Source organism: Cellulomonas sp. B6 (assembly GCF_001462455.1).
Taxonomy (GTDB): Bacteria; Actinomycetota; Actinomycetes; order Actinomycetales; family Cellulomonadaceae; genus Cellulomonas.
Genome location: NZ_LNTD01000166.1, coordinates 1 through 20,039 on the forward strand (window position 1 = coordinate 1; position 20,039 = coordinate 20,039).

General features: G+C 76.2%; 15 protein-coding genes. 8 read left to right on the forward strand and 7 right to left on the reverse strand.

Annotation, left to right across the window (positions count from 1 at the left end):
* Nucleotides 1-4,170: hypothetical protein (locus tag ATM99_RS14505; protein ID WP_223305122.1), on the reverse strand; the 4,170-nt coding region annotated here is incomplete at its 3' end.
* A gap of 538 nt (nucleotides 4,171-4,708) precedes the next feature.
* Here ATM99_RS14505 and ATM99_RS14510 point away from each other — a divergent pair.
* Both ATM99_RS14510 and ATM99_RS14515 read left to right on the forward strand, forming a co-directional pair.
* Nucleotides 4,709-6,010: a nitrate/nitrite transporter gene (locus ATM99_RS14510; RefSeq protein WP_062103581.1), complete on the forward strand. Its 1,302-nt coding sequence runs from the start codon at nucleotides 4,709-4,711 to the stop codon at nucleotides 6,008-6,010.
* Between the two features lie 102 nt (nucleotides 6,011-6,112).
* A complete protein-coding gene (locus ATM99_RS14515) occupies nucleotides 6,113-7,255 on the forward strand; it encodes an SLC13 family permease (protein ID WP_062103582.1) in 1,143 nt (380 codons plus the stop codon).
* 403 nt (nucleotides 7,256-7,658) lie between these two features.
* Here the strand turns inward: ATM99_RS14515 and ATM99_RS14520 are convergent, their stop codons facing one another.
* Nucleotides 7,659-8,951 carry a helix-turn-helix domain-containing protein gene (locus tag ATM99_RS14520; protein ID WP_062103583.1) on the reverse strand — a complete coding sequence of 431 codons (1,293 nt, stop codon included), beginning with the start codon at nucleotides 8,949-8,951 and terminating at the stop codon, nucleotides 7,659-7,661.
* Nucleotides 8,952-9,072: 121 nt separating this feature from the next.
* Nucleotides 9,073-10,101 carry a CPBP family intramembrane glutamic endopeptidase gene (locus tag ATM99_RS14525; RefSeq protein ID WP_062103584.1) on the reverse strand — a complete coding sequence of 343 codons (1,029 nt, stop codon included), beginning with the start codon at nucleotides 10,099-10,101 and terminating at the stop codon, nucleotides 9,073-9,075.
* Between the two features lie 121 nt (nucleotides 10,102-10,222).
* Here ATM99_RS14525 and ATM99_RS14530 point away from each other — a divergent pair, with 121 nt between their 5' ends.
* The 4 genes from ATM99_RS14530 (at nucleotide 10,223) to ATM99_RS14545 (ending at nucleotide 13,792) form a co-directional block, all read left to right on the forward strand.
* Nucleotides 10,223-11,422: a TIGR04053 family radical SAM/SPASM domain-containing protein gene (locus ATM99_RS14530; protein ID WP_150118310.1), complete on the forward strand. Its 1,200-nt coding sequence runs from the start codon at nucleotides 10,223-10,225 to the stop codon at nucleotides 11,420-11,422.
* A 98-nt stretch (nucleotides 11,423-11,520) separates the two neighbouring features.
* Entirely contained in the window at nucleotides 11,521-12,765 is a 1,245-nt protein-coding gene (locus ATM99_RS14535) for a histidine kinase (RefSeq protein ID WP_223305124.1), read from the forward strand.
* Nucleotides 12,762-13,445, forward strand: a complete 684-nt coding sequence (locus ATM99_RS14540) for a response regulator transcription factor (protein ID WP_062103586.1) — start codon at nucleotides 12,762-12,764, stop codon at nucleotides 13,443-13,445. The genes ATM99_RS14535 and ATM99_RS14540 overlap by 4 nt, the downstream gene beginning before the upstream one ends.
* Nucleotides 13,445-13,792 carry a hypothetical protein gene (locus tag ATM99_RS14545; protein ID WP_062103587.1) on the forward strand — a complete coding sequence of 116 codons (348 nt, stop codon included), beginning with the start codon at nucleotides 13,445-13,447 and terminating at the stop codon, nucleotides 13,790-13,792. Before ATM99_RS14540 ends, ATM99_RS14545 begins: the two co-directional genes overlap by 1 nt.
* An 81-nt stretch (nucleotides 13,793-13,873) precedes the next feature.
* On the opposite strand, the gene ATM99_RS14550 is transcribed toward ATM99_RS14545, so the two are convergent.
* Genes ATM99_RS14550 through ATM99_RS14555 form a run of 3 tightly spaced genes read right to left on the reverse strand, consistent with a single transcriptional unit; the run spans nucleotide 13,874 to nucleotide 16,642 of the window.
* On the reverse strand, nucleotides 13,874-15,556 hold the full coding sequence (locus ATM99_RS14550) for a DNA polymerase ligase N-terminal domain-containing protein (RefSeq protein WP_223305126.1): 1,683 nt from the start codon (nucleotides 15,554-15,556) through the stop codon (nucleotides 13,874-13,876).
* Nucleotides 15,553-15,684 carry a hypothetical protein gene (locus ATM99_RS19825; RefSeq protein WP_255356821.1) on the reverse strand — a complete coding sequence of 44 codons (132 nt, stop codon included), beginning with the start codon at nucleotides 15,682-15,684 and terminating at the stop codon, nucleotides 15,553-15,555. The genes ATM99_RS14550 and ATM99_RS19825 overlap by 4 nt, the downstream gene beginning before the upstream one ends.
* A gap of 37 nt (nucleotides 15,685-15,721) precedes the next feature.
* Complete coding sequence (locus ATM99_RS14555; protein WP_062103588.1) at nucleotides 15,722-16,642, reverse strand: SDR family oxidoreductase; 921 nt, start codon at nucleotides 16,640-16,642, stop codon at nucleotides 15,722-15,724.
* A 170-nt stretch (nucleotides 16,643-16,812) separates the two neighbouring features.
* Between ATM99_RS14555 and ATM99_RS14560 the strand changes: the two genes are divergently transcribed.
* Both ATM99_RS14560 and ATM99_RS14565 read left to right on the forward strand, forming a co-directional pair.
* A complete protein-coding gene (locus ATM99_RS14560; protein ID WP_062103589.1) occupies nucleotides 16,813-17,019 on the forward strand; it encodes a hypothetical protein in 207 nt (68 codons plus the stop codon).
* A gap of 102 nt (nucleotides 17,020-17,121) precedes the next feature.
* Nucleotides 17,122-18,990 carry a glycoside hydrolase family 15 protein gene (locus ATM99_RS14565; RefSeq protein WP_062103590.1) on the forward strand — a complete coding sequence of 623 codons (1,869 nt, stop codon included), beginning with the start codon at nucleotides 17,122-17,124 and terminating at the stop codon, nucleotides 18,988-18,990.
* 46 nt (nucleotides 18,991-19,036) lie between these two features.
* On the opposite strand, the gene ATM99_RS14570 is transcribed toward ATM99_RS14565, so the two are convergent.
* The gene (locus tag ATM99_RS14570) at nucleotides 19,037-19,957 is read right to left on the reverse strand and encodes a L,D-transpeptidase family protein (protein WP_062103591.1); all 921 of its coding nucleotides are present in this window, start codon (nucleotides 19,955-19,957) and stop codon (nucleotides 19,037-19,039) included.
* Nucleotides 19,958-20,039: the final 82 nt, after the last annotated feature.

Here is a 20,039-nt window from a genome sequence, read left to right on the forward strand (position 1 = left end):
CACCGCACCGGTCGCGGCGGGCACGCCACCCGTGGCCGGAGCACCGGCGCGGGGCGCTCGCGCCGTCGGCACGGCCGGCACCGCACCGGTGCGCGGCGGGGTCACGACGTCCGCCGCGGGGCCGACGGTCGGCGCGCCACCGGGCTGCGCCGCCGAGTGCGGCACGGCCGAGGGCCGCACGCCGGAGGGTTCCGCGGCCACGGGGACGGCCGCGGTCGCCGGGCGCGGCGCCTGCGGCAGGGGCGCGGGACGGTCGTCGTCCTCGACGGGCACGGGCACCGCACGCACGGGCACCGACACGGGGGCGGCGAGCTCGGGTCGCCGCGCGAGCAGCGCCGCGTGGACGGCTCGCCGGACGCGGTCGACCTCCGCCTGCGGGTCCAGGAAGGCCGCGGCCGACCACACGCGCACGACCGACCAGCCGAGCCGCTCGAGCCGGTCGGCGACCAGGCGGTCGCGCACCCGCACGCTGGGCTCGCTGACGTACCCGTCGTCGTCCGTGAGGACGGCGACGAGCATCTCGTCGGGCAGCTCGGGGTGCCCCACGACCAGCGGGATGCGGGCGCCGCCCGGCACGCCGTGGTCGACGTCGACGACCAGCCCGTGCTGCCACAGGCGCTCGGCCAGGTCCAGGACGAGCCGGTCGGGGTCGGGGCCGCCCGTGGGTCGCTCCGACGCGTCCGTGCCCGGCTCCTGCGCACCGCGCTCGGCGGCGAAGCGCAGCACGTCGGCGAGCAGCTGCGGGCCGGGGCCGCGCAGCCGCTCCGGGTCCAGGTCCTCACCGGTGAAGCACGCGACGACCGTGAGCCGGTGACGCGTCGAGCCGAGCGCGTCGAGCAGGAGCGCGTCGCCGCCCGGGCGGCTCACGGGCCCGAACGTGTGCAGCACGCGGCGGTGCGGCGTGCGTCCCAGGCCGACGGACAGGATCACGGCGTCGCGCTGCAGGCCCGCGACGTTCGCGATGTCGACGACGAGGAACGGGTCGGCGCGGCCCGCGTCGAAGAACGCCCCGAGCGCGGGGTTCCCGCGCACCTCGGACATGACGACCTCGCGCACGGCGTCGGCGTGCCGCGCCGTCAGCGTGACGACCGCGAGCGACTCGTCGGGGTGCTGCAGCACGTGCTCGACGACCAGCTCCAGGACGCGCTCGACCTCGGCACGCGTCGAGTCGACCATGCTCGTCGCGGGGTCGGGCATGCCCGTGCCGTCGACTATCTCGAGCGCGACGAGCGGTGCCGAGGCGGGCAGCGGCGTCGGCACGAGCACGCCCTCGTAGCCGTGCTCGGCGAGGAAGCGCGTGAGGTACGGGTCGCGGCGCGACGCGTCGGCGTGCAGCGCGACCGCGGGCAGCACGTCGGCGAGCTCGCGGACCGCGCTGCCGGACGCGCACCGCGCGTCCCCCACCACGACGACCTGACGCCCGCGGGCGATCGCGGGCAGCGCCGCCTCGACGGGCAGGTGCGCGGCGGCGTCGACGACCACGAGGTCGACCGTGCGCGACGCGGGCAGCACCTGGGCGACGAGCATCGGCCCGGCGACGAGCACGGGCCGCAGCCGCCGCGCGAGGTCGGGGTACCGCGCGACGGTGTCCCGCAGCGATGTCATGCGCTCGTCGACGAGCTCGGCGAACAGGCCCTCGGCCTGGTCGCGGTACGTGCGGACGGCCGACGCGACCCGGCCCAGCGCCGCCGCGAGCACGGGCGCCGCCCGGCTGACGACGTGCCGGCGGTCGAGCTCGGCGTACCGCGCGGACAGCGCGCCCAGCGCGGCGCCGTCGTAGCCCGCGAGGGCGGGGTCGGCACCGAGCACCTGCTCGAACACGGTGCTCCACCACGCGAGGTCGAGCTCGGCGGCCGCGAGCGGCGGCGCGACGCGGCGGGCCGTGAGGTCGTCGACGAGGTCGCCGAGGCCCGCGGCGCGCAGGCCGTGCAGCAGCTGGGTGCGCTCGGGGAGCGTCTCGAGCGCGGACGCGCCCTCGCGCAGCCGCACGAGCCGGTCGCGCAGCTCGTCGAACGAGGTGGTCGTGAGGCGGCCGCCGCCCGGGGTCGTGGACAGGACCTCGGCGAGCCCCTCGACGTCCTGCCGGACCGCGAGGTGCTCGGCCTCGACGACCTCGAGACCCTCGGGCAGCCGCGGCCAGCCGCCGGCCGGGCAGTGGGCCTGCCACACCTCGCGGCGGGCCTGCACCTCGATGAGCGCGCCGTGCAGGTCGGCGACGGGGCGGCCCGGGCGCAGCATGTCCTTGGCCTGCTTGCGCAGCCGGCGACGGACCCAGAAGCCCATCGGCACGTCGTGCTCGGCGCGCCACTCCTTGGTGGCGGTCGCGGCGACGAGGTCGGCGGCGGTGCGCTCGAAGACGAGCGGCTGGAAGACGTCGAGCGAGTGCCGCACGCCGTCGAGCATGCGCAGCTGCTCGGCCCACTGGTCGAGCGTCGTGGCACGCGTCAGCCCGGTCTCGGCGGCGACCTGCGCGACACGCTCGACGAGCTGCGGCAGCGTCACGTCGAGCAGCCGGTCGAGGCGGTGCCGCACGACCTGGGCGTCGGCCGCGGTCCGCAGGTCGGCGTCGAACCACGGGGTGTCCTGCGGGCGCAGCCGGTAGGCGCCGAGCTCGCCGGCGCGCACGAGGTCCTGCGCGAGGCGCGAGCGGCGCTCGGCGTCCAGCGGGCGCGCGACGTCGGTGGACAGCCGCACGGTCGTCGCCGGCGCGGGGCGCGTCGAGGTCAGTCGCGCGAGCTCCTGCAGCGCGTCGTAGGCGGACACGCCCCACGGCTCGCGGGGGGCGTGCAGCGCGTCGACGTAGCCGCGCAGCCGCTCGCGCTGCTCGACCAGCGGCACCCGCACGGCCTGCACGGCGTCGACGTCGACGACGGGCGGCTCGAGCGTCATCGCGCCCAGCAGCCGGCGGGCCGCGGTCGTGCGCCACGCGGCGTGCGGCTCGACGTCGAGCACGAGCTCCCCGACGCCGAGACGCTGCAGCCGCTCGACGAGCGACACCGCGGCGCGCCGGTGGCCGGGGACGTACAGCACGGTGCGCCCCTCGGCGGCGGCGTCGGCGACGATCGCCGCGAGCGTGCCGGTGACGTCGGAGCCGGTGGGCGCGTCCACGAACACGTGGTGGCCCGTCGCGACGACGTCGAGCACGTGCTGCTGCGCGGGGTCCAGGTCGCCGATGCCGCGCTCGAGCGCGGGGTCCCGGTCGCCGGGCACGGGTGCGGGCAGGCGGACGTCGAGGGCGGCCCGGGCGTCCTCCAGCCCGGCCAGCGCCCGCACGACGTCGTGCCGGTCGAGCGTGCCCGCGAGCTGGTCGAGGTCGTCGACGATGATCTGGCCGGGGTGCACGAACGTGCCGACGACGACGCGCTCGACGAGCGTGAAGTCCTCGAGGACGGCCTCGCCCAGCGACGACAGCCGCTGCAGCGCGCCCCGCGGGTCGAACCCGGCGCCCGTGAACGTGCCGCGCGCGACCGCGCCCGGGTCGAGGAGCGCGCCGTGCCCGCGCAGCGCACGCGCCAGCACGGGGTTGACCTCGATCGACGGCTCGAGCTCGATCTCGTGGTCGCCCTCGCCCGAGCCGCGCGCGCGCAGCACGACGGGCCGCAGCAGCACCGGTGCGCGCACGGTGCGCACGGGGACGTCAGGGCCGTCGTCGCCCGGGCCGCGGCCGGTGGGCGTGCGCGGGTGGCGGGTCACGTGCGCGAGCGCACCGACGTCGTCGGACGCGAGGTCGGCGGTGGATCGGTCGGTCCACGTCGCGACGCCGATCGCGAGCGACGTGGAGGCGATGCCGTACCGCTGCGTGTACGCGGCCGCGCGTGCGGCGACGGCGCGCGCGCGGCGACGCGCGGCGGACTGCGCACCTGGCTCGCGCACGAGGTTCGACAGGCGCGTGGGTCGGCCGGCGAAGAGCTGCGCCATGCCGGACGGGTGCGCGGCCGAGAGGTCGAGGGCGGCGTCGCCGAGCTGGTCGACGTCGGCGAGCGTCGACGCCCCGGCCGCCTCGACGAGCGCGGCCCGCCACGTCGCGACCGCCCCCTCGAGGACCTCGGCGGGCGACGGCGGTTCGACGAGGGCCACGGGGGGTCCGTCCGCGGCTCCGGGCGCCGCGGGCACGGCGGCGTCGGGCTCGGGCCGGTCGCCCGGGCCGGGTGTGCGTGCGGGAACGGTCACCCTGGCACGGTAACCGCGTGGTGCGCGGATCCCGGGGCGGCCACGCCGTACCCGCCCGGGTTGCGGCGTCCGGGTCGCCGCGCGTCGCCGCGCGCGGGTGCGGAGCGGGCGCGGTGCGGAGCGGGCGCGGTGCGGGTCCGAGGCGGCGTCGCCCGGCGGTACGCCGCGGCACGGGGGGCGCGTCCGATCGGACGCCGCAGATCGATGCCGTCGGAGAGCCCGGGAACGACCGACGGGACGGGCCGTGTGGCCCGTCCCGTCGGTGCGAAGCTGAAACGGTGCGCACCGCGCAGGGGGCAGGCGATGCGCACCGTCAGGAATGAGTTTGGGCCATCGCAGCGTGTCGGTCAAACGTCCAGGCACGCCCATCACGGTGAAAATCCGATGACTCTGGAGTCATCCATGACACGCGCTCGGCGTGTCGCGCCGGAAACCGCTTCCGCCACGCCCCGCGGGCCCACGGGTGGCGCGACGCCCGGCGTCCTCGCGACCGCGCACGACGCCTAGGCTGGCTCGGGACGAGGAGACGGAGGACGGGATGCGCGGGCGCCGCAGCCCCACCGCGGTGTGGGCGGTCGCCGCACTGGCGTACCTCGTGGCGGTCGTCCACCGCACGGCCCTGGGCGTCGCGGGCGTGGACGCGATCGACCGCTTCGGGCTCAGCGCGACCGGCCTGGCCATGTTCTCGGTGCTGCAGCTCGGCGTGTACGCCGCGCTGCAGATCCCGGCGGGGCGTGCGCTCGACAGGTTCGGCGCGCGCACGCTCGTCACGGTGGGCTCCGCGGTCATGGCGGTCGGCCAGGGGCTGCTCGCCGTGGCCGCCGACGTACCCCTCGCGCTCACCGCCCGCGCGCTCATCGGCGCCGGCGACGCCGCGATCTTCATCAGCGCGTGCCGCCTCATCGCCGAGTGGTTCCCGGCACGCCGCGTGCCCGTCATGGTCCAGGTCACGGGCCTCGTCGGGCAGTCCGGGCAGATCGTGTCGGCCGTGGCCGTCGCGTGGGTGCTGCACGCGCAGGGCTGGGGGCCGACCTTCGGCGCCCTCGCCGGCGTCGGGGCGCTCGTGACCGTCGTCGCCGCGACCGGCCTCGCGGCACGCCCCCGCCCCGAGCCGTCACCGCTGGAGACCGCCACCCGCGAGCGCTTCGTGCATGCGGTGCGCGCCGCCGCCCTGCCGGCGGGCACCCGCCTGGGGTTCTGGTCGCACTTCCTCACGCCGTTCTCGTTCAACGTCGTCGCGATGCTGTGGGGCGTGCCCTTCTTCGTCACCGCGCAGGGGCGCACGCCCGCCGAGGCCAGCCTGCTGCTGACGACGATGACGGCGTCCGCGATGGTCGCGGGCCCCCTGGTCGGCCAGTGGACCGCGCGCCACCCGCTGCGGCGCTCGTGGGTCGTGCTCGCGTCGGCGGGTGCGACGTTCGCCGTGTGGGCGTGGCTGCTGCTGCCCGCCACGCCGCGCCCCCTGGCCCAGCTCGTGGTGTTCGCCGTGGTCATCGGCGCCGGCGGGCCGGTGTCCCTCGTGGGCATCGACTTCGCGCGGACCTTCACCACGGGCGACCGCCTGGGCACCGCGACCGGGTTCGTCAACACCGGAGGCTTCGTCTCGACCATCACGGGCGTCCTGGCCGTGGGCGTCGTGCTGGAGCTCGTCTCCCCCGCGGGCGCGACGACCTACCCGCTCGACGCGTGGCGCCTGGCCTTCGCCGTCCTGGTGCTGCCGTGGGCCGTCGGGGTCGTCGGGGTGCTGCACCACCGCCGCCGGGCGCGCGCCGACCTGAGCGCCGCCGGGACCCCCGTGCCGCCGCTGCGGGACGTGCTGCGCCGGCGACGCGCGTCGTGACGCGCACCGGACGCCGGGGGTGCACGCTGTGCACGTGACCGAGACCTGCGCGCCGCCCCCGCACCACCGCCCGCGCGGCTCTCACGAGGCGGCGACCCGCCGGTGAAGACGCTCGTCATCGGCGCCGTGCTGCTCGGCGCCGGCCTGCTCGCGCTGGCCACCGGGGTCCTGCCCGGCGACGCCGCGCTCGCGCTCGTCGAGCGCGTGTGGCCCGTGCTCACGTTCGTCGTGGCCGTGACGGTGGTCACCGAGCTCGCGGCCGAGGCGGGGCTGTTCCGCGCCGTCGGGGCGGGGGTCGCGCGCCGCGCGCGGGGGCGCACGCTCGTGCTCTGGGGCGGCGTCGTGGTGCTCGCCGTGGTGTGCACGGTCTTCCTGTCGCTCGACACGACGGCCGTGCTGCTCACGCCCGTCGTGCTCGCGGTCGCCGTGCACGCCGGGCTCGACGCACGGCCGTTCGCCCTGGTCACCGTGTGGCTCGCGAACGCGGCGTCGATGCTGCTGCCCGTCTCCAACCTCACGAACCTGCTGGCCGAGCACCACGTCGGCGGCATCCGGGAGTTCGTCGCGCTCACGTGGGCGCCCGCGCTCGCGTGCGTCGTGGTGCCGGTGGCCGTCGTCGCGCTGGTGCACCGGCGGGAGCTGCGCGGCCGCTACACGGTGGAGACCGAGGAGCCGGTCGCCGAAGACCCGGTGCTGCTGCGCTGGAGCGCCGGGGTCGTCGCGGCGCTGCTCGTGGGGCTCGTGAGCGGGGCGCCCGTGTGGATCCCGGCCACGGCCGCGGCCGTCGTGCTGCTCGCGGTGACCGCGTGGCGCCGCCCGCGCGTGCTGGGCGTCGGGCTCGTCCCGTGGCCGCTGATCGTCTTCGCCTCGGGCCTGTTCCTCGCCGCCGAGGCGCTGCAGGAGGCCGGGCTGCGCACGCTGCTGCAGCAGGACCTCGCCGGCGGCGGCCCCTGGACCGTCGCCGCGGCGGGCGCCGTCGGGGCGAACCTCGTCAACAACCTGCCCGCCTACCTGGTGCTCGAGCCGGTGGCGGCGCACGACCCGCGGCTGCTGGTCGCGCTGCTCGTCGGCGTCAACGCCGGACCGCTGGTGACGCCGTGGGCGTCGCTGGCCACGCTGCTGTGGCACCGCGCGCTCGTGCGCGCGGGGGTCGACGTGTCGTGGCGCCGCTACGTCCTGCTCGGGCTCGTCGTCGCACCGCTGACGGTGGCCGCGGGCGTGGGGACGCTCGTCCTGACGAGCTGAACGCGCCGTCACCGACGCCCGCCCCTGCGCCGACGCCCCGGGACCGGCGTGGTCGTCCCGGTGCGGCGGCGCAGGGCGTCGTCAGCGTGGGAGCGCGTCCGTCACATCACCTTGCAGCAGGGCGAGGAGAGCGACGTGGTCGCACCCGACGCCACGGTGGCACCGGCGACGCCGGAGAACGCGGCGAGGGCGACGACGAGCGCGAGGGAGAGCTTCTTCATGGTGGGACCCCTTTGAACGGTGCACCGGACTTTCCGGCACCCCGGCATGGTCCCCACGTCCGTGTCGTGACCGCAATGACTAACGACAGACCGGGGTAGACACTCCCGGGTCGGCCGTCACCCGGGCGTGTCGGGCGCACGGCCTCCGGCGCCTGACGTCGCCCGGACGGACGCGCGGCCGCTCAGGCGCGCACGACCCCGACGCCCGCGGCGTCGATCGCCCGGCGGTAGGCCGCGGCGACGTGCGCGCCGTCGTCGCCGGCGGCACGCAGCCGGTCACCCAGCCGACGCCACGACCGCGCGGTCGGACGCCCCGCGGGTGCGAGCTCGAGACGGTCCGCGACCTGGCGGTACGCCTTGATCGCGGCCGTGCGCTCCCCCGCCGCCAGCAGCGCGTCGCCGAGCGCCTCGTGCGCCGCCGCGGCGTCGCGCCGCTCACCGGCGAGCATCTCGACGGCGCGAGCCGCGTGCGCGAGCGCCGCACGGTGCTGCCCCAGCAGGAGCGTCGCGCGCGACCGGATGGTCGCGGCGCGCGCCAGCTCCACCTGCGACTCGCCGACCTCGAGGGCGGTGGCGGCCGCGTCGAGCTCGGCGAGCGCCTCGCGGGGGCGCGGCGGGTCGACGGTGAGCAGCAGCTGCGCGAGGTCGAGGCGCAGCCGCGGCACGTTGCGCTCGACCTCGTCCCCGCCCGCGATCGCGAGCGCCGAGCGCAGGTGGGACAGCGCGTCGTCGGCGTCGCCGAGCGCGTCGTCCACGAACGCCAGGTTCCAGTGCACCGACCAGACGGCGCGCGCAGAGCCGTGCACGAGAGCACGGCCGAGCAGGTCCTGGCCGCGCACGCGCGCGTAGGTGACGTCGCCTCGCGCGACGTACGCCCACACGAGCGTCGACTCCAGCCGGAAGATCTCGTCGGTGCCGGCGGCGAGGCCGGCGAGCGTCGCGAGGTGCTCCTCGCCCGTGCGCACCGCGGCGTGCAGGTCACCGGCCTCCGTGAGGGCCATGACCAGGCGCGTCGCGGCGTACGTCGCGCGCTCGGGGCGGTGGCCAACCACCAGCCGGTGCGTGACGTCGGCGAGCAGGCGCGCGGACGTCTCGAGGTCACCCGCGAGGTCGAGCGCCTCGGCACGGGCCAGCAGGACCTTCGCGGCCTGGTCGACGTCGAGCGCCGCGAGCTCGACGCCCTCGAGCTCGACGGCAGCGTCGGCGGCCCGCCCGGCGCGCATGAGCTGCCGCGCACGGACGAGGGCCGCCTCGGACTCCAGGTACTCGGGCGAGCGGTCGCCCTGCTCGAGGTACTGCGCCGTGACCCCGAGCGCACGCGCCAGGCGCACGAGCGCGGCGTCACCCGGCCCCCGCACGCCGCGCTCGAGGTGCGAGACATAGCTGGGGTGCATCATCGCCGCGCGCGCGAGATCGGCCTGGGACAGGCCGCTGCGCTCACGGGCGTCACGGATGCGTTCACTGACGGGGTGCACGGATATCACCATAGGGACCGGTCCCGCCGCACGGAAGAGGGGCGGAGGCGACTCGTGTCACGACGACGGTGACCGATCCGTCCGCAACGCACGCGGAAGCGACGAATCGGCACCCGACGTGTCAGATCTCACCCTGCGCGGACGCGGGCGTGGGGGTAGGCGCGGCCGTGGGAGCGGGCGCGGCCACGTGGCGCTCGCGGGTGATCCCGGTGCGCCGCGCGAGCACCTCGACCAGGCCGACGAACGCGAGGTTCGACGCGGTCGACACGGTCAGCGCGACGGGTCCGACGTCGACGAGGTCGAGGTCGGCCAGGCCCACGGCGCCGAGCGAGAACACGACGAGGTTGTTGACGACGTGCGCCGCGGAGGCCGCCTCGAGCCCGCCCGTGCGCCACGTGAGCCAGCCCATCGCGAGCGCCCAGACCGCGATGTCGACCATCGCGAGGTTGACGTACTCGTGGCCGAGCACGAACAGCGGCACGGGCAGCACGATCGCGAACGCGGGGTGCCGCAGCCACGTGCCGACGGTCTGCAGGAGGTACCCGCGGAACACGACCTCCTCGGCGACGCACTGCGCGGGCACGAGCAGCAGCGCGAGCCCGATCAGCAGCCACGACGTCCCGTCGACCTGCGGCTGCCACGCCCGGCCGGACGCCGCGGCGACGACCGCGTCACCCGTCTGGACCACGAGCGCGAGCCCGGCCGCGAGCGCGAGGCAGCGCGCGGCCCACGTCCAGCGCACGCGCCCGGCGACCGAGGCCAGCAGCCCCACGGGCCGTGCCCCGAGCAGCCGGGTCGCGACGAGCACGGCGGGCAGCAGCGCGATGATCGACAGCATCGCGACCACGAAGGTCAGCGGGTCGCTGAAGTCGGTGACGTCCAGGTCGTTCAGGGCGTCCCACCCGTCAGGACCGTTGGCGACCGCGGTGGCGACGGCGACCGCGATGCCGACGACGTGCAGGGCGACGTACAGCGCGAGCGCCACGAGACCCACCAGCAGCGGGCGCCACCAGCGCGTGCCGGGGCGCGTGCGCTGCAGCCGGTGGTAGGCGTAGGTGCCGGGCGCCTCGAGCGTGCGCCGCGGCACGGGGACGGCGGTCGCGCGGCCCGGCGGCGGGACGGGGGCGGGGGCGACGGACGAGGTGCTCACGCGTCCATCGTCACCGCGGCGCGGCGCGCGTCGCATCGGCCGCGCGACCGACCGCGGGGCGCCCCGGCTCCGTCGCGGAAGGGACGCTCGTCCCGGGGCCGGCGCCCGTGCCGGGTGTCTGATGCTGCCCATGCGCCCGCACGGCCCCGTCGTCCGCACCGTCCGCCACGACCCGGCCGACCGGCCGCTGCTCGTCATCTGGGAGGCGACGCGCGCGTGCTCGCTGTCGTGCGTGCACTGCCGTGCCGAGGCGCAGCCCCGCCGCCACCCGCGCGAGCTGGGCACGCAGGAGGCGACCGCGCTCATGGAGCAGGTGGCCGCGTTCGGGCGGCCGTCGCCGATCTTCGTCATCACGGGTGGCGACTGCTTCGAGCGTGAGGACCTCACCGAGCTCGTGCGCCGGGGGCGCGCGCTGGGGCTCACGGTCGCGGTGTCGCCCTCGGGCACCGAGAAGCTCGACCGGGCCGCGCTGCGCGAGCTGCAGGACGCGGGCGTCACGGCGCTGTCGCTGTCGCTGGACGGCGCGACGGCCGCGGTGCACGACGGCTTCCGGCGCGTGCCCGGCACGTTCGACCGCACGGTGCAGGCGTGGGCGGATGCGCGCGAGCTCGGCATGAAGGTGCAGGTCAACTCGACCATGTCGAGCCGCACGGTGCACGAGCTGCCCGACCTCGCGGCGCTCGTGCGCGCGCAGGGCGCGATGACGTGGAGCGCGTTCATGCTCGTGCCGATGGGCCGCGGCGTGGACCTGGGCGCGCTGACGGCGCAGCAGGCCGAGGACGTCATGAACTACCTGTACGACCTCGGACCGCACGTGCCGGTCAAGACGACCGAGGGGCACCACTTCCGGCGCGTGTCGCTGCAGCGGGCGGTGCTGGCCGAGCGCGGGGTCGACCACGTGGCCGCGCTGGGGCTGGGCGAGCTGTACGCCGAGCTGACCGAGCGGACGGCGGCGTTCGGGTGGGGCGACGGCGCGCGCGTGCGACGCCCCCCGGTCAACGTGAACGCCGGCTACGGGTTCGTGTTCGTGTCGCACGTCGGCACGGTGCACCCCTCGGGGTTCCTGCCCGTCTCGGCGGGTGACGTGCGCGAGCAGCCGCTCACGGAGATCTACCGCACGTCGGAGCTGTTCACGGGGCTGCGCGACCCCGGCCGCCTGACCGGGCGCTGCGGCGCGTGCGAGTTCGGGCGCGTGTGCGGCGGCTCGCGCTCGCGCGCGTACGCCTCGACCGGTGACCCGTACGCGTCGGACCCGCTGTGCGGGTACCGGCCGGGCTCCTTCCCGTACCCGCAAGACGTCGCGGCGCTGCTCGCGTCCTGAGCGCGACCGACGCCACGGGCCGCGCGTCGTCCCGCCGGCCGACCCGGTCGTCCGCGCGACCGATCCGGCGGGGCGCCGTACCCGCCTAGCATCACGGGGTGTCCCTGACCCCCGCCCCGCCGAGCCGCGCGCGCCGCGTGTGGTCGCACACGTGGCGCCTGATGCTCGCGCTGCCGATGGGGCTCTTCTCGGGCACGGCCGTCTACGGCGCGGGCATCGCGCGGGCCGAGACGACGGGGACGTCGAACCTCCTGGCCGAGGTGTGGATCGTCGTCGACCTCGCGGTGCTCGTCGTGGCCGCGGTGCTGTACGTGCTGCGCCACCGCGCACCGCTGCCCATCACGGGTGCCCTGGTCGTGCTGGGGTCGTTCTCGGTGTTCTCGGCGGGGATCGCGACGCTCGCGGTGGTGTCGCTGTCGACACGGCGCCGCTGGGGCGAGATCTCGGCGGTCTGCGCGCTGTGGTTCGGCGCCGGCCTGGTGGCCGACCGCGCGCTCACGCACGTGTTCCTGCCCGCGGACATGCTGTTCCCGCCGCGCTGGGTGCTGCTGCTCTCGGTGCTCGTGGGCATGGCGCTGCCCGTGGTCACGGGCCTGTTCATCGGCGGTCGGCGCGCGCTCGTCGCGTCGCTGCGCGAGCAGGCCGCGATCGCGCGGCGCGAGGCCGACGCGCGCGGCGACACGGCCCGCGCGTCCGAGCGCAACCGCATCGCGCGCGAGATGCACGACGTCCTCGCGCACCGGCTGTCGCTCGTCGCGCTGCACGCCGGGGCGCTGGAGTACCGCGCGGGCCTGGACCCCGAGCAGGTGCGCGACACCGCCGCGATCGTGCGGGAGAACGCGCACGAGGCCCTCGGCGAGCTGCGCGAGGTCCTCGGCCTGCTGCGCGACCCGACGGCCACCGACGAGCAGTCGCGCCCGCAGCCGACGCTCGCGCAGGTCGACGAGCTCGTCGACGGCACGCGCGCCGCGGGCTCCCCCGTGTCGTACGTGCTCGACCAGGTCGCGGAGGACGACCTCGCGCGGCTCCCGCTCTCGACGAGCAGGCACCTGTACCGCGTCGTGCAGGAGACCCTGACGAACGCGCGCAAGCACGCGCCGGGTGCGCCCGTGAAGGTGCGCCTGCACGGCGCGCCCGGTGACCGCGTCGGCGTCGAGGTGACCAACCGGATGCCCGACCACCCGCCGGCGACGCCGCTGCCGTCGTCCGGGTGGGGGCTCACGGGGCTCGCCGAGCGGCTGCGGCTCACGGGCGGCGAGCTCGACGTGCAACGACGCGCGGACGGCACGTTCGCGGTGCAGGCGTGGCTGCCGTGGGCGGCCGGGACGGAGGGACAGGCATGACGGGCACCACCACGGGTGACGGACGGCCGGCGACGCGGGTCGTGCTGGTCGACGACGAGACGCTCGTGCGCGTCGGGCTGCGGCTCATCCTGGGCGCCGACCCGACCATCGAGGTCGTCGGCGAGGCCGGCGACGGGCTCGAGGCGCTCGACGTGGTCCGTGCGACGTCGCCCGACGTCGTCCTCATGGACATCCGGATGCCGCGGCTCGACGGCCTGCAGGCCACGCAGCGGCTGCTGGCCGAGCAGCCCGACGCGCGCGTCGTGATCCTCACGACGTTCGACACCGACGAGATGGTGCTCGGCGCGCTGCGCCTGGGCGCCGCGGGCTTCCTGCTCAAGGACACGCCGCCCGCCGAGATCGTGCGGCACGTGCACGACGCGGGTGCGGGACGCACGACGCTGTCGCCGTCGGTCACGGACCGGCTCATCGCGTCGGTGACCGACCAGCCGCGCGACGAGCGCCGCGCGGTCGCGCGCCGCAAGCTCGACGCGCTGACCGAGCGCGAGCGCGACGTCGCGCGGGCGATCGGGCGGGGCCTGTCCAACGTCGAGATCGCGTCCGAGCTGTTCATCACCGTGGCGACCGTGAAGACGCACATCAGCCGCATCCTGGAGAAGCTGCCGGCGGACAACCGCACGCACATCGCGATCTGCGTGCACGAGGCGGGCGACGTCTGATGCGTCGCGGCGCGCGGACGGCCGGGGGCGCCGTCGCGGCGTGCCTGCTGCTGCTCACGGCGGCGTGCTCGGGCGGCGGCGTGCTGCCCGCCCGGGCGCCCGACGTCACGGGGACCGTCGCGCTGCGCGCCGACGGTCCGGTGCTCGCCGACGCGTCCGACGCGTACTTCGAGGGGATGTCGCTCGGCTCGGTGCAGGACGCGGCGGTGGTCCGCGGCCGGGACCGGGTGGCGGCGGGCGTCGACGAGCTCGAGGACGGTGAGCCCGTGCGCGTGTGGATCGGCGGCGGGTGCCGCGAGTCCTCGCCCGTGCAGTGCGACGTGGTGGCGCTGCACGTCGCGCCCTGAGCGGCGCCAATGCACCGCACCGCGCCGCGTCGGGCCAGCCGGTCCGCTCGCGAACGACCCGGCGGCGACGCGGCGCCCCGCTCACCGCAGCGTCGGCAGCACCTGGTGCGCGTCGAGGACCCCGCGGAACGGGTCACCGACGTCGGCGAGCCGGTCGAGGACGGTGCGCACCGTGAACGCGTCGGGCCGCAGCCAGTCGGCGTCGAGCTCGTCCCACGTGATCGGCGCCGACACGGGCGCACCGGCGGCGGCGCGCGGGCTGTACGGCGCGACGAGGGTCTTGTTGACGGCGTTCTGCGTGTAGTCGAGCCGTGCGTGCCCGCCGCGCTCGCGCACCTCCCACCGCCAGCTCACGAGGTCGGGCACGACCTGCCCGACCGTCCGCGAGAGCCGCTCGACCCACGCGCGCGTGTCGTCGAACGACGGCCCCGGGGCCACCGGGACCCAGATCTGGATGCCACGTCTCCCGGTGAGCTTGGGGTACGCGCGGACGCCCAGGTGCTCGAACGCGTCGCGGTGCAGGCGGGCCAGCAGCACGAGGTCGTCCCACGTGGTCGACGTGCCGGGGTCGAGGTCGACCAGGGCGTACGTCGGCAGGTCGGGCGCGTCGGTGCGCGACGTCCACGCGTGCCACTCGAGCGCGCCGAAGTTCGCGGCCCACACGAGCGCGGCGGGCTCGTCGACGACGAGGTACGTGGTGGTGTCCCCCGGGTCGACGTCGGGGCGGTCCCAGCGCGGCACCCAGTCGGGTGCGTGGTCGGGCAGCTGCTTGTGCCAGAACCCCGCGGTGCCGGCGCCCTGCGGGAACCGGTGCATGTTGAGCGCGCGCCCCGCGAGGTACGGGAGCACGACGGGCGCGACGCGCGCCGCGTACCGCAGCAGGTCGCGCTTGGTGACCGGCGGCTCGCCGTCGCGCCCGCCGAACAGCTCCTTGTCGAGGTTGGTGACGCGCAGCCGCCGGCCGTGGACCTCCCACGTGCCCGAGGTCCCGAGGTCGTCGAGCGCCGCGAGCGCGTCGTCGTCGCCGGGCAGCGGTGCGGGCGTTGCCTGCGCTTCCGCGTGCAGGTCCACCTCCGCCTCGGCCGCGGGCACGCCAGAGCGCCACAGCCGGTCCGGGTCGGCCGCGACCTCGTCGTTGGTGCGTCCCGAGACGACCGACGTCGGGTGGTCCTCGGCGTCCCAGCCGTCGACCGCGTGCTCGTCGTGCTTGTGGATCAGCAGCCACGGCTCCGTGCCGTCGCCACCGTCCCGCCCGCGGCGGTCGCTGCGGACCAGCAGGAACTTGCCGCGCAGCCGCTCGCCGTGCAGCTCGGCGTGCAGCTGGCCGTCGCGCAGCTCCGCGGCCGGGTCGTCGCTCTTGTACGGCACCCACGTGCCGCGGTCCCACACGATCACGTCGCCGCCGCCGTACTCGCCGCGCGGGATCACGCCCTCGAACCCCGCGTACTCCAGCGGGTGGTCCTCGACGTGCACGGCCATGCGCCGCACGCCCGGGTCGAGCGTCGGGCCCTTGGGCACGGCCCAGCTCAGCAGCACGCCGTCGAGCTCGAGACGGAAGTCGTAGTGCAGCCGACGCGCGCGGTGCCGCTGCACCACGAACCGGCGCTCGACGGCGCCGTCCGCGGCGGGCGGCGCGCCGGACGGCTCGGGCGTGCGCGTGAAGTCGCGCATCGCGCGGTACGTGCCCAGCGCGTCGGCGTCGTCCGTCGAGCGCACGTCGTCCGTGCTGCGCCCGCGCGCGCCCGCGCCGTCCGGGCGGTTCACGCGCCCGCCGTGACGTCCGGGTCCTCCTCGGGCTCGAACGTGCTCGGGGCGCCGTCGGACGTGCCGCCGACGCCCTCCTCGTTCAGCTGGTCGGGGTGGATCGTGCTGCCGTAGTCGGTCTCGCTCACGGTGGTCCTCCCGGGGTGGTGGTCGGGTCGGCGGCTGTCAGGGGGTCGGCGAGCCGCCGTTGACGTTGAGCGTCTCGCCCAGCACGTAGCTCGACTCGGGCGACGCGAGGAAGACGTACGCGGGCGCGAGCTCGGTCGGCTGGCCCGCGCGGCCCAGCGGCACGCTCTGCCCGAACTCCGGCAGGTCCTCGGCGGGCTGGCCGTGCGAGGGCTGCAGCGGGGTCCAGATCGGCCCGGGCGCGACCGCGTTCACGCGGATGCCCTGCGGTGCGAGCTGCTGCGCGAGGCCCTTCGTGAAGTTGTTGATCGCGGCCTTGGTCGACGCGTAGTCGAGCAGCGTCGGCGACGGCTCGTACGCCTGCACCGACGTCGTGTTGATGATCGCCGACCCCGGCGGCAGGTGCTTCAGGGCGGCCTTGGTGAGGCGGAACATCGCGAGGATGTTGGCCTGGTAGGTCGCCTCGAGCTGCTCGTCGGTGATGTCGTGGATCGACTCGGTGGCGATCTGCTTGCCCGCGTTGTTGACGAGCACGTCGAGGCCGCCCAGGCCCTCGACGGCCCGGTCGACGACGCTCGCGCAGAAGTCCGCGTCGGTGAGGTCGCCCGGCAGCAGCACGGCCGTGCGCCCGGCCGCCGTGACGACGCGCTCGACGTCGCGCGCGTCCTCCTCCTCGGCCGGCAGGTACGAGATCGCGACGTCGGCGCCCTCGCGCGCGAACGCGATGGCCACCGCGGCGCCGATTCCGGAGTCGCCGCCCGTGATGAGCGCCTTGCGGCCGACGAGCCGCCCGGTGCCGCGGTACGAGTGCTCGCCGAGGTCGGCCGCGGGCGTGAGCTCGCGCTGCGAGCCGGGCTCGGCCTGCGTCTCCTCGGGCGGCGAGATCGACGGGTAGCGGTCGACGGGGTTCTGGAACGTCAGCTGGTCGGTCGTGGTGGTGTCGGTGTCGTCGGACGCCACGGGGCCTCCTCGGGTCGGTGCGTGCACCCACGTCTCGAGCGCGTCCCCAGTCTGTGCGGGCTGCGCCGGGCCCGCACGCCGCGGGCGGCTCGCGCCCCGACGTGCGGTCGGGGCACCGGGTGGCGACCATCGAGGGACCGGAACCGAGTCGGACAGCGAAGGAGCACCCGATGAGCGAGAACCCCGGCCCCGCGGACCCCGGCGGGCACACCCACGAGCACGACCACCCGCACACCCACGACCACCCGCACGAGCACGACGGCGACCACGCGCACGACGGCGACCAGACGCAGCCGCCGGTCGACACGGGCCCCGGCCCGGACGAGGCGGACGTCGACCACGGACGGCGCGAGGGCGGCCGGCACGTCGCCGGCTGACCCGCCCGCCCGGGCCCGCGCGGTGCTCGTCCGCCGCCCGGACCCGGGCGAAACCGGACGCCCGTCCTGCGGGGCGGGCGTCCGCACCGTAGAAAGGACGAGGTGAGCACGCACCTCGAGGACTACGCCCTCCTGTCCGACCTGCGCACCGGCCCGCTCGTGTCCCGCGACGGCAGCATCGACTGGCTGTGCCTGCCGCGCTTCGACTCCCCCGCGGTGTTCTCCGCGGTCCTCGGCGGGCCCGACGACGGGCGCTGGCAGCTGTCGGCCGTCGACGGCGAGGTGATCGAGCGGCGGTACCTGCCGCAGACGTTCGTGCTCGAGACCACGTGGCGCACGCCGACCGGCACCGTGCGCGTGACGGACTTCCTGCCCCTGACGTCGGGGCGCGACGACCTGGTGCGGCAGGTCGAGTGCCTCGAGGGGACGGTCGAGGTCGAGCACGACCTGCGCCTGCGGTTCGACTACGCGCGCGCCACGCCGTGGGTGCGGGTGGTCGACCACCACGGGCGCGAGGCGCTGCAGTCGCTCGCGGGTCCCGAGGGGATCCTCGTCACGGGTCCGCTGCTGAAGCGCGTCGACGGCGACGACGGCGTCGCGCAGGACGGGACGTCCGCCGAGCCGGGCGCGTTCTCCGCGGCGGGCGGCGCGCGCACGCCGCGGCTCGGCGGCCGGTTCCGGCTCGAGGAGGGCGACGTCCTGGACTGGGACCTCGTGTGGTTCCCGTCGTACGCGGACCCGCCCGAGCCGATCGACGCCGACCAGGCACTCGCGGCGGCCGTGAGCTTCTGGACGGACTGGTCGTCGAAGCTCGAGGTCCGCACGACGCACGACCCGCTCGTGCTGCGCTCGCTGCTCGTGCTGCGGGCCCTCACGCACGGCGACACGGGTGGGATCGTCGCGGCGCCGACCGCGTCGCTGCCCGAGGAGCTGGGCGGCGTGCGCAACTGGGACTACCGGTTCGTGTGGCTGCGCGACGCGGCCCTGACCATCGAGGTCGCGGTCGCGCACGGCCTCACCGAGGGGGCGTGCCTGTGGCGCGACTGGCTGCTGCGCGCGGTCGCGGGCGACGCCGACGACGTCAAGATCATGTACGGCGTGGGCGGTGAGCGGGAGCTCGACGAGAAGGAGCTCGACCACCTCGACGGGTACGAGGGGTCACGGCCCGTGCGGATCGGCAACGGCGCGGCCGACCAGTACCAGGCCGACGTCGTGGGCGAGGTGATGATCGCGCTGGGCATGCTGCGCGACGCGGGCGTCGGCGAGGACGAGTACACGTGGGGCCTGCAGAAGAGCCTGCTGCGGTACACCGAGACGCACTACGACCGCCCCGACCACGGCATCTGGGAGATGCGCGGCGACCTGCACCACTTCACGCACGGGCGCGCCATGATGTGGGCCGCGTTCGACCAGGGCGTGCGCGCGGTCGAGGAGCACGGGCTCGACGGCCCGGTCGAGCGGTGGCGCAAGCTACGGGACCGGCTGCGCGCCGAGATCGACGAGCGCGGCTACGACCCCGAGATCGAGAGCTTCACGCAGACGTACGACAACGCCGAGGTCGACGCGTCGCTGCTGCAGCTGCCGCACACGGGGTTCCTCGCGTACGACGACCCGCGCATGCTCGGCACGGTCGCGCGCATCGAGCAGGAGCTGACCGACGAGCACGGCCTCGTGCACCGGTACCGCACCGACACGGGCATGGACGGGCTCGAGGGCGACGAGCACCCGTTCCTCATCTGCTGCTTCTGGCTGGTCGAGCAGCACGCGAACAGCGGCCGGCTGGAGGACGCCGAGAAGCTCATGGCACAGCTCGTGGGCTACGCGAACGACCTCGGGCTGCTGAGCGAGGAGTACGACCCGGGCGCCGGGCGGCTGATCGGCAACTTCCCGCAGGCGTTCAGCCACATCGGGCTGATCCGCGCGGCGGACGCGATCGCCGCGGTGCGGGCGCGCGGGGACGGGGCGAGCTGAGCGCGGGGGCGGCGGCCCGGCCCGGGCGCTGCCCGCGCGCGCCCGCTCAGGAGACCGTCAGCACCGTGCCGGGCGGCACCTTGCCCCACAGCAGGTCGAGCACGTCGGCGGTCACGCGGACGCACCCGTTGGAGATCGCACCCGTCGCCGTGAAGGGCGACGTGTGGATCGCGGTCGCGGACGTGCGGGTGCGCGTGTCGTAGGCGTCCATGGTCTCGCTCTGGCTCGAGAGCAGGAGGCTGCGCGGCGTGTACGTGCCGGGCTGGTCCCACTGCGACCCGGTGAGGAACTGCGCGGCCGCGGGCGTCGGGGTGCCGGGCGCGCCCACGGCGAGGACGGGCACCGTGCGGGGCGTCGTGCCGTCGTCGATCGTGAGCGTGAGCGCCGTGCGGTCCAGGTGCAGGCGCCAGCTCGTGCCGCTCGCCGCGGTGTCCTGCTCGCGGATCCACGCGGTGCGGCCGTTGACCTGCGCGGCGTCCTGGCTGGGCAGCGCGCTGCGGGTCGCGACCATGACGCGCAGCCACCCGGCGCGGCGCTCCACCACGGGCAGCACGGTCGGCACGTCGAGCGTCGCCGTGGGCACCGTGCCGCGCGGCGTGCCGTAGGGCGCGTCGTACGCGGCGGTGTCCCGCACGACCGTCGCGGTGCGCCACGTGCCGAGCGCCGGGTCCTGCGAGCGCAGCTGCTCGAGCCCGTCGTCGCCGGGCAGGCCCGGCACGACCACGCGCGGCTCGACGACCGGCAGGGCCGTGAGGTCGACGGGCCCGATCACCGGCGGCGGGGGCACGGCCGCCTTGGCCGCGACGACGGGCGCACGCACGACGACGGTCTCGGGCGTCGCCGCGGGTGACGAGGTGGGCGACGACGGTGCGCACGCGGCCGCGAGCGCCACGACCGCCGCGGCGAGCACGGGGCGCGAACCAGGGCGCGAACCGGCACGCGGTCCGGGGCGCTGCGGGGTGCTCATCCGTCCATGGTGCGTCCGGTCGGGCAGCGGCACCAGGCTGCGGGACCCGTGGCCGTCCCGGCTCGGGCCGTGGGCCGTCGCG